This window comes from Companilactobacillus bobalius (assembly GCF_009764355.1).
Genome location: NZ_LNUA01000032.1, coordinates 453,484 through 468,299, shown reverse-complemented (window position 1 = coordinate 468,299; position 14,816 = coordinate 453,484). Strand labels below are relative to the sequence as shown.

The 14,816-nt window shown below is 34.5% G+C and carries 14 protein-coding genes; 13 read left to right on the top strand and 1 reads right to left on the bottom strand.

Annotated features, from left to right (window positions below; all coding sequences use genetic code 11):
* The first annotated feature begins 93 nt into the window (after positions 1-93).
* From pyrR to ATN92_RS09405, 3 genes are read left to right on the top strand one after another with little or no spacing between them, the layout of a single operon-like run.
* Complete coding sequence (gene pyrR, locus ATN92_RS09415) at positions 94-621, top strand: bifunctional pyr operon transcriptional regulator/uracil phosphoribosyltransferase PyrR (RefSeq protein WP_025086016.1); 528 nt, start codon at positions 94-96, stop codon at positions 619-621.
* Positions 622-648: 27 nt separating this feature from the next.
* Positions 649-1,737 carry a carbamoyl phosphate synthase small subunit gene (locus tag ATN92_RS09410; protein WP_056952513.1) on the top strand — a complete coding sequence of 363 codons (1,089 nt, stop codon included), beginning with the start codon at positions 649-651 and terminating at the stop codon, positions 1,735-1,737.
* On the top strand, positions 1,728-4,118 hold the full coding sequence (locus ATN92_RS09405) for an ATP-binding protein (RefSeq protein ID WP_056952511.1): 2,391 nt from the start codon (positions 1,728-1,730) through the stop codon (positions 4,116-4,118). Before ATN92_RS09410 ends, ATN92_RS09405 begins: the two co-directional genes overlap by 10 nt.
* A 45-nt stretch (positions 4,119-4,163) precedes the next feature.
* Here the strand turns inward: ATN92_RS09405 and ATN92_RS09400 are convergent, their stop codons facing one another.
* Positions 4,164-5,828 carry an Rqc2 family fibronectin-binding protein gene (locus tag ATN92_RS09400; RefSeq protein WP_056952509.1) on the bottom strand — a complete coding sequence of 555 codons (1,665 nt, stop codon included), beginning with the start codon at positions 5,826-5,828 and terminating at the stop codon, positions 4,164-4,166.
* A gap of 134 nt (positions 5,829-5,962) precedes the next feature.
* Between ATN92_RS09400 and ATN92_RS09395 the strand changes: the two genes are divergently transcribed.
* From ATN92_RS09395 to ATN92_RS09350, 10 genes are all read left to right on the top strand, one after another.
* On the top strand, positions 5,963-6,829 hold the full coding sequence (locus tag ATN92_RS09395; RefSeq protein WP_056952507.1) for a DegV family protein: 867 nt from the start codon (positions 5,963-5,965) through the stop codon (positions 6,827-6,829).
* A 130-nt stretch (positions 6,830-6,959) separates the two neighbouring features.
* Positions 6,960-8,258: a CAP domain-containing protein gene (locus tag ATN92_RS09390; protein WP_056952505.1), complete on the top strand. Its 1,299-nt coding sequence runs from the start codon at positions 6,960-6,962 to the stop codon at positions 8,256-8,258.
* 188 nt (positions 8,259-8,446) lie between these two features.
* Positions 8,447-9,031: a TetR/AcrR family transcriptional regulator gene (locus tag ATN92_RS09385; RefSeq protein WP_056952503.1), complete on the top strand. Its 585-nt coding sequence runs from the start codon at positions 8,447-8,449 to the stop codon at positions 9,029-9,031.
* A gap of 181 nt (positions 9,032-9,212) precedes the next feature.
* Entirely contained in the window at positions 9,213-9,593 is a 381-nt protein-coding gene (locus ATN92_RS09380; RefSeq protein WP_056952501.1) for a nuclear transport factor 2 family protein, read from the top strand.
* Positions 9,594-9,605: 12 nt separating this feature from the next.
* Positions 9,606-11,060, top strand: a complete 1,455-nt coding sequence (locus ATN92_RS09375; protein WP_056952498.1) for an MFS transporter — start codon at positions 9,606-9,608, stop codon at positions 11,058-11,060.
* Between the two features lie 137 nt (positions 11,061-11,197).
* A complete protein-coding gene (locus tag ATN92_RS09370) occupies positions 11,198-11,638 on the top strand; it encodes a nuclear transport factor 2 family protein (protein ID WP_234032564.1) in 441 nt (146 codons plus the stop codon).
* A gap of 19 nt (positions 11,639-11,657) precedes the next feature.
* A complete protein-coding gene (locus ATN92_RS09365; RefSeq protein ID WP_056952494.1) occupies positions 11,658-12,257 on the top strand; it encodes an NAD(P)H-binding protein in 600 nt (199 codons plus the stop codon).
* A 9-nt stretch (positions 12,258-12,266) separates the two neighbouring features.
* Positions 12,267-13,121, top strand: a complete 855-nt coding sequence (locus tag ATN92_RS09360) for an aldo/keto reductase (RefSeq protein WP_056952492.1) — start codon at positions 12,267-12,269, stop codon at positions 13,119-13,121.
* 469 nt (positions 13,122-13,590) lie between these two features.
* Entirely contained in the window at positions 13,591-14,175 is a 585-nt protein-coding gene (locus ATN92_RS09355; RefSeq protein ID WP_056952490.1) for a TetR/AcrR family transcriptional regulator, read from the top strand.
* 70 nt (positions 14,176-14,245) lie between these two features.
* Positions 14,246-14,806 carry a flavodoxin gene (locus ATN92_RS09350; protein ID WP_056952488.1) on the top strand — a complete coding sequence of 187 codons (561 nt, stop codon included), beginning with the start codon at positions 14,246-14,248 and terminating at the stop codon, positions 14,804-14,806.
* Positions 14,807-14,816 lie beyond the last annotated feature (10 nt).

The window sequence follows — 14,816 nt, the reverse complement described above, 5'->3', positions numbered from 1 at the left end:
GTCGTGATATAATCTACAAATAGAATTGTGTGCGATTATAAAATAAATTGAAGCACTCACTTTGTGAGTGCTTTTTTGAAAGTAGGGAAAAATATGGCTAAAGAAATTATTGACGGTCAAACAATGACCAGGGCTTTGACACGTATAACTTATGAAATTATTGAAAGAAACAAAGGAATCGAAGATTTAGTTCTTGTTGGAATCAAAACACGCGGTGTCTTTGTTGCTCATCGTATTGAATCACGACTGAAACAATTGGAAAACATCTCAATTCCCGTTGCTGAACTCGATATTACACCTTATCGTGATGATAAAACTCATGAAGAAAAAGATATTTCTAACGTGAAAACACAACCTTTGGATATCGATATCAATAACAAGCATATTATTTTAACAGACGATGTTTTGTACACTGGTCGTACAATCCGTGCAGCTATGGACGCTTTGATGAGTGCAGGTCGTCCTAAGAAAATCTCTTTGGCTGTCTTAGTAGATCGTGGACATCGCGAATTACCAATTCGAGCAGATTTTGTTGGTAAAAATATCCCAACTTCTCAAAAGGAAAAAATCAAAGTTTCAATGAAAGAAATCGATGGAGAAGATAAGATCGAAATCGAATAACTACAATTTTTGAGGAGTTGCTGAAGAATGAAACGTTATTTAATTTTAGAAGACGGAACTGTGTTTCCTGGAGAAGGATTCGGATCTTCTATCATTACCACGGGACAATTGGTAATATCAAATAATCGTACTGGAATTGAACAATCCGTAACCGATCCTAATGCCGAGGGTCAAATTATTGCTTTCACAATTCCTTCTGTTGGTAGCTCAGGAATTAACCGAGATTTTTATGAATCTATCAATTCACAGTGTAAGGGCGTTGTTATTGGTTCATCAAGTATCTCAACGGTTGATGATTCGGTTTCATTTGAAAATTGGATTACTAGTTTGAGAATACCTGGTATCAAGAACGTCGATGTTAGAGCTTTGTCGAGACACATTGCTGAACATGGTGAAATGAAAGCCAGTATTATGGATACTCATGATGAGCACGCCATTGATCAAATCAAAGCTTTAGTTTTACCACCTGATTTAGTCAAAAGAGTTTCTACTCGCCAGTCATATCCAAATCCCAACATGGGACGAAAAATTGTTATTGTCGATTTAGGACTCAAGTACTCTATCTTACGTCAATTGTCCTATCGTGACTGTAATTCAATTATTGTTAATTACAATTCCACGGCAAAGGAAATTGAGAACTTACATCCTGATGGTATTATCTATTCTAATGGACCAGGTAATCCACAGGATTTGCCTAATGTCATTAAGAATATTCAAATTTTACAAAAAAAATATCCAATCTTGGGAATTGGTCTCGGTAATCTATTAATAGCCTTAGCTAATGATTGCCAAATAGAGAAATTAACAACCCCACATCACGAATCGTCCTTAGCTGTTAAAGAAGTTGCCAGTGGCAAAATTGATTTTGTCAATCACAATCATTCCTACACTTTGGATCAAAAATACATTGGTTCATCTGATTTTATCGTTACCAACATTTGTGTTGCCGATGGAACTATTGAGGGAATTCGTCATGAGTATCTACCAATCATGGGTGTACTATTTGAGCCAGAAGCCGCACCAGGACCAACCGACGGTTATTATGTCTTCGATGAGTTTATCGATTTAATTGATTCAGTGAAACAACAAGAGGGGGCTGGAAGTCAATGGAATTAAATGAAGTACATACGATTCTAATCATCGGCCCAACTATTAGCGATAAAAATGTTGATTTATCAACTGCGCTTTATGATACAGTCGATATTTTGCATCAATTAGGATATAAAACTTCAATCATTGTTGAAGATCCAACGTCATTACTTTCCTCGGGAACCTTCTTTGACAAAACGATTGTTGAAAAAGTCAGTGGTGATAATGTACTTAAATTTGTTCAGAAATATCATCCCGATGCTATTTTACCTACTGTTGGGGACCGTAACGCCTTAGGAATCGTTTCTAGTTTAAATGGTAAGATCGGTAGTACTAAGATTTTAGGAGCTAATTATGCCTCTTCTTTGGCCACTTTCAAGCGTGACTTATTTATTAAACGTTTAAACAAAGCCAAATTACCAGTTATTAATTTTATTTCTTCAGATGACGAAAAAGAAATATATAGCTTCATTCGTTCAATCGGTTTTCCAATTATTGCTAGAAGGCGCTATTCTAATCGTCATTCAAGTGGTTGGACTAATATCAATAATCTTTTTGAACTAGATAATTTCATGGCCTTAGATGATTTAGAAGATAGCAAAATTGAAATTGAAAGAAGTATTCGAGGATTCAGTGAATATTCCTTTACTATTTTGCGAGATAGTTTCGACAACTCATCCTTAGTTGGTACAATTGAGGATATCGAACCAATAGGTATTCATCATCTGGACTCAAATCTAATTTCCCCAGCAATTTCTTTAAATGATTCAAAATTGCAACGTTTAAGAAATTACTCAATTAAACTAGCTCGAGTTTTTAATATCGTTGGTGTTTGTACGGTCCATTTTGCTTATAACCACGCTACTAATGAATGCTATATTACAGAATTCATTCCTCGTTTAAGTGAAGAAACTAAATTTTTAGAATATGCAACAAGTTATCCCGTTGCTACTGCCGTAGCGGAACTTTGTGTTGGTTTCCATTTGGATAAACTACAACTTGATGCAGGTAATTTCTTTAATGGAGCAACTGAACCATTTGTCGATCACATTACTTCACGCTTCCCACAGTGGAATACCCCTGGTCAAAAGTATTTAGGCCCTAGCAAGACATCTAATTCCAGTATCATTGTCAATGGTTTTAGTCTCGAGGAGGTTCTCAATAAGGGAGCACTTAATGATAAGTTAAATAATAACTTTGACCGCTATGAACAATTACGCAAGTTAGACGATGACGAGTTATTTGAAAAGATTATTCATCCTACCAATTGGATGTTAGATGTTCTAATGGAAGCCATGCGTCGTAACTTTGAAAAACCAGTTTTATCAGAAATTACTGGCATCAATATGCCATATTTAACGGCTTTACAAAACATTATTGATAACAGTCTTATTATCCGTGAAGGCGAAATTGATGGTCATAATGTTGAACGTATGGTAGAGATGGGTGTCAAAGGAGTAGGACACAGTAAGCTACTATTAGATAGTTCTGATATTGTTACTAAATCAGTTGTAAAAAATAAAACTTCTATATCTGTGGCTAATAAAGATTATCCTAATCACAATTACTTTGTTACTGCCGGTATCAACAATGAATTGAAGTTAAGCGACCGCAAAAAAATTATTGTACGCACACCAATAATTACTTCAAAAACTGATACAACTATCAGACAATTTGTTTTGTTTCAATTAGCTAAGTCAATTGACCAGAATGGATTGGAGCCTATCATTATTGGTCGTGAGCCTTGGAATGCACCGTTAGCTATTCGTCGAAAAATTGTTGAAATTGATGATCCTTACATGGAAATGAAATCTTTAGAGTTAATTCCTAATGATAGTATTTTAAACATTATCGATTTATCAAAGAATTTAATTGATAACGATGATAAGCGGGCATTTCAGTTTAGTGCTCAGGAGATTAAAAATATTGATCTTCAAGCTGATACTTCTGCCAGAGTAATGGTGGTTTCTGACGGTGAGAACTTCCTAGTGCCATCGGTAATTTACCGAACTAAGAAGAATAACCATCTTTATGAAGTTAGTTCCGTTAACAACTTCATGACACCTGAAAACTATAATGAGTTTTCTCAATTGATTGCCCAAGAGCTTGAAGATGAAAATCAAGTAGCAATTTATAATTTTGAACTGATTAAGCAAAAGGATCACTGGTTAGTAACTAAAAAGTATCGTGGCATGACTAATGACATTATTCGACATGAGTTAGCAAGTTCTGTTCATGTTATTGATACATTGGTTAAATTATTACTTGGTAATAAAATTGGTGACAATTTATCACTTGAGGAAATGTTCAATAATTTTGATGAACAATATCTTCTAACAATTGACGATAAGCGTTATAAATTGTTAAATAAAGAAGAAATGGAAGACGAATTAAAGAATTTGGGATAAAAAAAGATCGATAACTTAAAAATTGAGTTATCGATCTTTTTTACTTTATTTAACTTTTAAATCAGCTACTAACTGACGGTCAGGATCAACTAAGATCGTCTTTTGACCTTCAAAAATAACATAACCTGGCTTGGCACCATTAGGTTTACGAATATTCTTGATTTTGACATAATCAACTGGAACCTTGCTTGAATCACGAGCCTTAGAATAATAAGCCGCAATCGTTGCTGCTTCAGTAATTGACTGTTCATCTGGATCACTTGTTTTCAAAATAACATGTGAACCAGGAATGTCTTTGACGTGGAACCAATAATGATTCTTCTGTGATAATTTCATTGTCAATTGATCATTTTCGATATTGTTCTTACCAACGGTAATATCAACACCCATTGATGATTGAAAATCTTCGCCAACATGCTTCTTACGTTTCTTACGAGCATTACGACGCTTCTTTTTTATATAACCTGAATCAATCAATTCATCAACGATACCGTCAACATCTTCAATATCTACATATTCAAGGGATGCCAAAACTGATTCCAAATAGTTAACTTCATTTGTAGTGATATCCAACTGTTCTTGAACATGAGGAATAGAGTTTTGAAGTTTACGATATTTTTTATAATAATGTTGAGCATTGTCAGAAGGGGAGTACTCTGGATTCAATTTAATTTTAACTTCTTCATTATTATAATAGTTAGTCAAAACAATTGAACTGGAACCACGTTTAACTTGTGACATATATGTCGTCAACAATTCACCATAAAGATTGTACTTAGCCATCACATCAGTTTGTGATAACTGTTTATTCAATTTCTTAATCTTGGATTTATCTTTCTTCAAAATGATATCCAAACGGTGAGTGATACTCTTAGTTTGTTGTTCGATTCGATCTACCCGAGCTTTGTCCAGATAGTAATTATCCAAAAGATCACTTAGACTCGCATAAGCGTTAACTTCTGTCGTGGTATTACCAAAAGTAATTGGGAAGAAGCCTAATTTATGTTTGTCATTAGAATTGGCTGTGTTAGGTGCTAAATGATTTTCATACAAATCTATGAAGTCATCTAAAGTTTTACCTGTTTCCGCAAACTTTTCTAACTCTTGTGAAGTATCTAAGCCTATACCTTCGTATTTTTGACGAATATCAGCGGCTGATAAATCTTGAAGATTTTCATTTTTCGTTGAAAATGGATTGATTTTATTCTGTGCAGGCGGTAACTTATAATCGTCCCCGGGAAGGAGTCCTCGGAAACTATTATTTTCTGGAGAAACACGTTTAATTAGGTCGATTATTTTTCCATTTTCTTTGTTTACAAGGAAAATATTACTGTGTCGACTCATAATTTCGGTAATCAACCGATATTCATGAATATCGCCTAATTCATTTTTTGCACTTAAATCTACGATTACGATACGATCATTATTCAATTGCTTGAAGTCTTGAACGATAGCACTAGTGATATACTTTCTTAATGACATAACAAAAGTTGAGGGTTTAGCAGGATTAGCAAATGGCTGACCTGTAATCTGAACTCTTGCGTATGAGGGATGAGCAGATAATAACAATTGTTGATTCTTGCGATTACTTCTAATTGTAAGAATCAATTCGTTAGCGAACGGTTGTTGAATTTTAGCAATTCTACCGCCGCGGAGGTTCTGATTCAATTCGTTTACCATCACATGGGTAAACATTCCGTCAAAGGACATATTTGACTTCCTCTCTATATTACATGATAAATTCTGAAACTTTTGCAGTGTAACAAATATAAACCTGATTGAATATGATATAATCTAATGGTTATACAATCATTATACGTAACCAAACAAGGAATTGATAATTTATGAAAATAGCCATTGTAACAGATAGTACATCTTATTTGCCACAAGAAACAGTCGATAAATATAATATAACAGTTGTGCCGATAGAGGTAGTATTTAATACTAAAACATACCGTGAAGATATTGATATTACTACATCTCAATTCTACAAACTCTTACATGAATCACCAGAATTACCCTCAACGGCTCAACCTTCAATTGGTGAAATGATGAACGTGTACGATAAGCTGGCTAAAGAAGGCTATGATACCGTAATTTCGATTCATTTGGCAAGCACTATTTCGGGATTTGTTAACAATCTCAAGAGTGCCGCTCAAACAATTGATAATATCAATGTTGTCGTTTATGATTCCCATATCACTGTACGCCTAATGGGCTACTTAGCTCAAGAGGCAGCTAAAATGGCTCAGGAAGATAAACCACTTAGTGAAATTCTTGAACGTCTTGATGATTTAAGAAGCTCTATTGGTGAATCGTTTGTGGTAAACGATTTAAAGAACTTAGTTAAAGGTGGAAGATTATCAAATACTTCTGCTGTTATTGGAACCATGTTAAATATTAAACCATTACTAGAATTTGACGATGATTCTCATAAAATTGTTGCTTATGATAAAGTTCGTTCCATGAAAAAAGCCAAGTTAAAAGCTGAAGAAAAGTTAGCTGCGGCTATGAATGATGCCCCATATCCTCTACGTCTGTTAGTAATCGATGCTGACGATAAAAGTGACGGGGATCAATGGGCAAGCGAATTACATGAGAAATACCCTGATATTACACTAGATCGTTCATACTTTGGACCTGTCATCGGTGCTCATTTAGGTAAAGATGCATTGGCCATTGCTTGGATCAAGGATTTTGATAAAGCATAACTAAAAGCCATATGGCTTTTTTATTTTACCGAAATAATATAAAATATTTATTATAAATAATGCTTTATAAATGCTTTCATTGAGTTAAAATGAGTGTAACCATTATTTTCACAAGGAAAAGGGGAGTATCATGTTTTCTAAAACAAAGAGGGCAGCTATTTTAGTAGCCGCAAGTGCATTACTTGCAACTAGTCTGGGAGGAAATATTGTTTATGCTGACACAACATCAGCTGATGCCAGCAATAATACTTCTGTAACAAGCACTACTGCAACTAACAGTGACACTACAACTACTGATACTGGTACAAGTGTATCAACTGCTACAAATAACAATAGTGATACAAACAATCAGGTTGTTAATCCGGCAACTAAGACACCATCTAATGATACAACAAATGCAACTAACAACGACACTACAACTGCTTCTACAGCGACTGCCAAAACGCAATCGACTTACAATAGTATTGATATCGTTGCCGTTAAGACTGCTATGTTGAATGAGTTAAATCGTCTACGTGCACAAAATGGTCTATCAACTTTAAGTCCTGTAACAGCATTGAACAATTATGCTCAATCAAGAACTGATGGTTTCACAAGTACAGGGGTGGATAATCATGCCGGCTGGAATTCAGCTAACATGTATCCATATTACTTGGATGCCGAAGAGAATATTGCTCAAATGCCATATTCAATGTTAGGTACATCTGATCCAACCACTATTGCTCAAAAGATTACACATGAGTTTTATAGTGAAATGTACGATCCAGAACCTAATTATGGTCACAGAAAGAACATGCTTAATCCATATATCAACTATGTTGGTATCGGTGTAAGTGTCGGTTCTGATGGTATGGTTTACTTTTCTCAAGAAATGGGTAATGATCAAGCAGCTCATAGTAAGTACAATGCCTCAGATATTTATTCATACTACTTAACTAATGAAAATGACTATTCCAACGTTTCTAAGTATGATATTGCCGATGCCGGTCGTACAAATGCTGATTATGCTAACCGTGACAACTATGCTGTAGCTGATATAAGAGGTGGCGTAACTACTAAGAATAAGATGACACCTATTTACGATCGTAATGGTAATAAACGTGTTGATCTTGCCTTAGGACCTGATACTTCATGGGCTTCAGATATTATTGCAATTATTGATGGTAACTTCTTCTATCATGTATGTACTAACGGATTTGTTGCTGCTGACGATGCTCTACCATGGGCTAAGTTCTTATCCGGAACAACTGTTACAGCTACAACTACTGCCAAAGTTTACAACGACAGTGGGGCTTATGATGGATACACAGTAGCATCTGGTTCTTCATGGATTGTTGATCGCAGAGCTACTAATCCTACAACCAACGTTAAGATGTACCGTATTGGTACCAATGCTTGGATTCAACAAAATCAATTATCATTAAATTAACAATGACAAATAGGCGATCAGAACATTTAAGTTTTGATTGCTTATTTTTTTTTAAGGAACAAAATTTCCGGTTCGCCCAACACGCTTTAATCATCAGAAATTAATAAAACGTATATAATAATAAATTGTAAAAGATAAAATACTACGTGTTGGTTTTTATTTGAAATAACAGTAAGTGGGGGGACCAAATGAAATTAACTGGTTATGAAGATCTACGTGTTCAAAGAACAATTTCAAGCATATATAAAGCATTTGAAAAGCTGATTTGCGAAAAAGAATATCAAAAAATTACTGTCAAGGAATTGTCGGAGTTAGCACAAATCAATAAAAAAACATTCTATAGATACTACCCAACACTTGATGATTTGCTAGCTGAAATGCAAGCCCAATATGCTAAGGAATACTTAAAAGAGATTGAAAATTTTCAATACCCTAGAGACCTAGCTAAAAGTGTTCGTGCCTTCTTTATATATTCTGCTAAACAGGACGAAGCCTATGATAAAATCACTTCCAGCTCTGTAGGTGGATATGTAGGTATTCGTAAACAGATGATCGACAATGTAATGAATCCAACTTGGGGACAGTCCAAAGAGTTTAATTTACTTGACGATTGGAAAAAACAAATCTTATTAAGATATGTAGAACAGACTGGAATTAGCGTCTACAAACAGTGGGTTGATAATGGTAAAAAAGAACCAATAGATGATGTCATTGATGCAACAATTGCCTTAATGCAAGGTGGAGTCGATAATTTTTTAAAAATGAATAAATAGAAAACAGACGTTGATTTGTAGAGACGTCTGTTTTTTTTACCAAAATTTCAATAATTCGTGATTTTATGACACCTTTTTGTTGAAAGGGTTACTTATGTCACTAATTGGAAAACATTGCCCATTTTTTGGAATCATCAGTCGTTGCATAATGAACTCATCGCAAAGGAACGAGGCATTAATTATGACAACAAAAATTAGTGAAGAAGAAAAAGTAGCGACAGTTGTTCGACAACAAGTATCAAGTATGGTCAATGGTAACTTAGATATTCTGAATAAAGTAATTGCATCAGATGCAAAGTTTATTCATATAACCGGAGCTGTCCAGAGCAAAGATGAATGGTTGAAACAAATTAAGATCGGTAGAATGCACTACTTCAATAGTAAAGAGAAGTTAATGCAGGTTGAAGTAGATGGAGATAATGCTTTAGTGATTTCGAGAAATGAACTAGATGCTAGAATTTATGGCTTTCGTAATACTTGGCCCCTTCAATCAAGAACCGAATTAACAAAAAATAATAGTGGTCAGTGGCAAATCATTAAATCACAGGCCGAGATGTATTAGGGGAGGAAACTTATGACAAAGAGAAGAATGGCAATCGCGACAATCGCATTATTGATTGCTAATTTTATGGGTGGTTTAGACGCCACAATCGTTAACACTGCTTTACCAGCAATCACTAGTGATTTAAACGGGATCAGATTGATTGGTTGGATTAGTTCGATTTTTCTATTAGGAACTGCTGTCACCACTGTTTTATGGGGACGAGTTGGTGAAATAATCGGGAAAAAACTCACTTTTCAAATTTCATTAATGTTATTTGTTATTAGTTCCGTAGTCGGAGGCATGTCGACAAACATGATAATGTTGATTGTTGCTAGAGCCTTCATGGGAATTGGTGCCGGTGGGATGGTTTCTATTCCGTTCATTATTTACGCGGATATTTATCCAAATCCTTCAGAGCGTGCAAGAGCCTTAGGTTGGGTAACTGCTTCATATACACTTTCAACTGTAGTTGGACCACTTATCGGTGGTTGGTTAGTCGATGCACTATCATGGCATTGGGTTTTCTTTATTAATTTGCCAATTGGAATTATTTCTCTATTGATGTTGCAGCTTACCTATCAAGAAAATAGAACTGAAACTATTGATAAGTCCTTTGATTATTTAGGCTCAGGAATGTTAATCCTTACTTTAATAGTTCTGTTGTTTGCTAGTGATTCTATTGCTTCAAGTATGACTAGGGCTGTGATCTTATTAATTGTTGGTTTAATTCTGATGGTTATTTTCTATCGAATTGAAGCATCAAAGAAGAACCCACTAGTTCCAACTGAACTACTAAGGAATTGGAGAATTCAGTCACAAAACGTCATTATGTTCTTGATTAATGGATTCTTTATTGGATATAGCGTTTATGCTCCAATGTGGTCTCAAGGATTACTTGGAACTAATGCAACTTACGGAGGTCTAACTCAAATAGGTGGATCAGTTCTATTACTGTTAGGAACACGTTTTACAGCAAGACTAATGCCAAAAATTTCTTACAAAAGAATAGTAATAATAGGTAGTATTAGTATTTTCATTTCTGCATTAGCAATGATTATGGCGACACAATATTCTCCATACTGGTGGTTATTAATTAGTGGTGCTTTTGAAGGATTTGGTATGGGATTGTCTTTTACGCCGATGCAAGTGTCATTGCAGGATGGAGTTAGAAAAGAATTGATCAGTGTTTCTACAACTTTTGGATTATTATTCCGTACTTTAGGTCAAACATTTATGTCAGCTATTTTTGGAGCTATTTTGAGTATTAGTACGGCCAGTCAAGTTGGAGGAAAAATAACAAGTCGAATGATCAATAAATTAACTGATGCATCTTCTGCTAAGACCTTACCTCAAGATTTACTACCACAACTAAGAACAATTCTCTTTAATAGTCTCCATACCATTATGTTGATTGGATTTGTCCTAGTAGTGGTTGCTATTATCATCAATCTCACAAGAAAAGAACCAGAAAAACAACTTAGATAGAATTTATTACCACGCATTTATAAAAACAGTGGCATAAGTAACTAATTAAAAAATATTGACCATTTTTTTATATCTGTCGAGCCCCCATAATGGGACTTGTAAACAAGAATTATTAAAAATTAAGGAGTATTTATATTATGAACACACAAGAAATTTCAGACCGTATTGAATTAAAGGAACTAGTAGATTTATTTTCAAATTACTCAGATACAAAGGAAAACGATAAACAGGTAGCACTCTTCACTGAAGATGGTGTTGTAAACATTATTAATGATGGCAAAATCAGTTTCACTCTTAATGGAAGAAAAGAAATTTTTAATGCCTTCAGTTCATCAATGGACGAATATTCAGCCGTATTTCACATGAGTGGTCAACAAACAGTTAATTTTGTAGATGAAACTCATGCTAATGGCGTTGCCTATAACTATGTTGTGCTTGTCAAAAATAACGACGAAAATAAGACAGTTACAACTAAAGAGGGCGTTAGATACCAAGATAAGTATCAAAAAGTCGATGGTAAGTGGTTGATTTCCGAACGTAATTCAAACTTTATCTGGCATACAGAAGATATTAAATAAATTACTTGAAGATATTATTATGAAAAATGTATTAATTATTGGAGCAACCGGTTCAATTGGCAATGCAGTAAGACAGATGTTTTTAAGAGAAACAGATGCTCAGTTAACGTTATTTTCCAGACGAGCCAATAGATTAAAATTAGATAATTCTAGGGAAAAGTCTATTTCAGGAAGCGTAACAAACGATACTGAATTGGCACTGGCAGTAAAAAATCAGGATTTCATTTTTGTGGCTTTAAGTGGTGATATGAAGACATTTGCCAAGCATATTGTAAAGGTAATGGATCAAGAAAATGTTCAAAGATTAGTATTCATTACAACAATGGGTATCTATCAAGAGATTCCTTCTTGGTTAGGTAATTCTCCTGAGCCCTATAGCAATAGTATCTTAAGACCATTCAGAGAAGCTGCAGATTTAATTGAACAATCAGACTTGAACTATACAATCATTCGTCCTGGTTGGTATACCAACGGCCCTGTTAATTATGAAATTACGCAAAAAGGGGAACCATTTGGTGGACATGATGTTTCTAGAAACAGTATTGCTGACTATGTTGTTAAATTAAGCGAAAATACCACATTAGATAATAGATCCAGTGTAGGAATAAACGAAAACTAGGAGAAAAATATGGATAAAAAAATCACATTAAACAATGGCATTGAAATGCCGACTTTAGGATTTGGAGTATTCCAAATTCCTGATTACGATGAATGTAAACGGGCCGTTTTACAAGCACTTAAAAATGGTTATCATTTGATCGATACTGCAGCAGCTTATTTGAATGAAGGTGCTGTGGGGGATGCCATCAGAGAAAGTGGTATTAATCGAGAAGAGATCTTTGTAACAACTAAACTTTGGGTACAAGATGCAGGTTATGAAAATACTCAAAAAGCTATTGATGCTTCACTAAAAAGATTAGGTTTGGATTATATTGACCTATATTTAATTCATCAACCACTTGGCGATGTTTATGGTTCATGGCGAGCAATGGAAGATGCCTATAAAACGGGAAAATTAAAATCTATTGGTGTAGCTAATTTTGAAAATGATAGATTACAAGATTTGATGATGCACAATGAAATCAAACCAGCAGTTGATCAAATTGAATTACATCCATTCTTTGCCCAACCAGAACGTGTTCAATGGTTATTAGATAATGATATTGTACCAGAGGCTTGGGGACCATTTGCTGAAGGGAAACAAGGTATCTTTACTAACCCTACAATCAAGAAAATTGCTGATAACCATGGTAAAACAAATGGTCAAGTAATTTTGAGATGGTTAAACCAACGTAATATTGTTGTTATTCCTAAGTCTGTTCATGAATCTAGAATTATTGAAAACTCACAGATTTTTGATTTTGAGTTATCTGCTAAAGAGATGGAACAGATGAACTCATTGGATGAAGGTGTTAGTTTGTTTGGCAATATGAGCAATCCTGAAACAGTTAAGCAATTGGGTAATGTGAAATTTAATTATTAGTCAGTATTAATCAAAAGTGTTGATTCATTGTATGGATACCTTCCATATTTTATAAAATCAACACTTTTTTTAATGTAACATTTAGTATCAAAGAGTTAACGATCATTATCATGTTTCTAGTAAAGAATACTATACGTATAGCGTATAGCAGCATGTCAATCTAGTAATTTTCAAGTCAAATAAACGAATATATAATGTACTCATAAATCAAAGCAGAAACATAAAAATCAAATTATTAGGAGAATTAATAAGTTGAATCTAATTTTTTAGGATTGTACAACGAAGTTCCCGGTGAATTTGGACGTTGGAACTACAAGATGGTCAGATGTGAATACTCAAGGTGAAAATCGTCCAGTTTACTAAGAATTTAACAGATTTTGAAAGTTTAAAAATATGACCCGAAGTCATTGACTTCAGGTCATTAAAGAATTATAGTTTTCTACGTAATAAAAATAGTGTGGTGAGATAAATGACAAATAGACAGGTGGCAGCTGAAGCCACCAGAAAAAAACTAATTGCGACGGCTGACAAATTAATTAGGACTAAGGGTTACGAAAAGATGTCAGTTGAGGATATTACTAAGGCTAGTGGGGTAGCTAAAGGGACCTTTTACAACTACTTCAAAAAGAAGGAGGATATCACTTTGGCATTGAGCCAAAATCATCTTTCTAGTTTGAACAATCTGATTCCTGAACTCGGTGGTTTAGAACCGGAAGATGCTATTCGCAAATATTTAATAAATTATTTGCAAATTGTCGTTAAGTCAGGAGATAAAATGGCTCGGCAATGGATACGCTATATTGTTGATCCGAAAAATTATAAAAAATGGGAATTTGATTTGGATTCTTTGCAACAGTTGCTAGAAAAGTTATCTGCCGAACAAAAGCTTTCAAATAAAACTCCAATCAATGATTTGGCAAAGCTGTTGATGACGGAAGTTTACGGAATCGTCCTCAGTTGGTGTATTTCTCCGAATACGGTTGATCCAGTGAAGGATATTAAAACCTTTTGTGATTTGCAATTAACAGCTTTAATGAATGAGTATCTCAATTAAAACTTTGACTAAGGTCTAAGTTTTTCTTTTAAGCAAAAAGTGACTTGAAGTCATAATTAGGAGGACGCATATGATAACAATGGGACGTGGAGCCGTTTCAGATGGCAAAGATACTAATGAGAACCAAGCACCAACTAGAATTTTAGAAGGAAACAAAACAATAATCATTTATTTCTCAAGAAGTGGTAATACTGAGAAACAAGTTAGGCTAGCACAAAAAATTCTCAAGACGGATGTTTATGAACTAGTCATCACGAATCCTTATCCGTCCGACTATCAAACAACTGTTAATCGAGCAACGCAAGAACGTGAGAATCATGATTGGCCTACATTAGAAGGAAAAATTCCTGATTTATCAAAATATGACACGATTTTGTTAGGTCATCCAATTTGGGCAATGACGTTGGCTAACCCTATGCGCACTTTCTTGGAAAAATATGGTTCACGATTAGCCGATAAAAGACTAGCTTCATTCTCAACGAATGCTGGTTATGGATCTGGTGATACACAGGACTTATTACATCAACTAACACCGGATTCTACAATAATTTTAAACAACTACACAGTCGAAGATACGCACGCACTACAGACTGAACAGAGGTTTATTAAATGGTTAAAAAAAATAAATTAAGAAGGTTAAA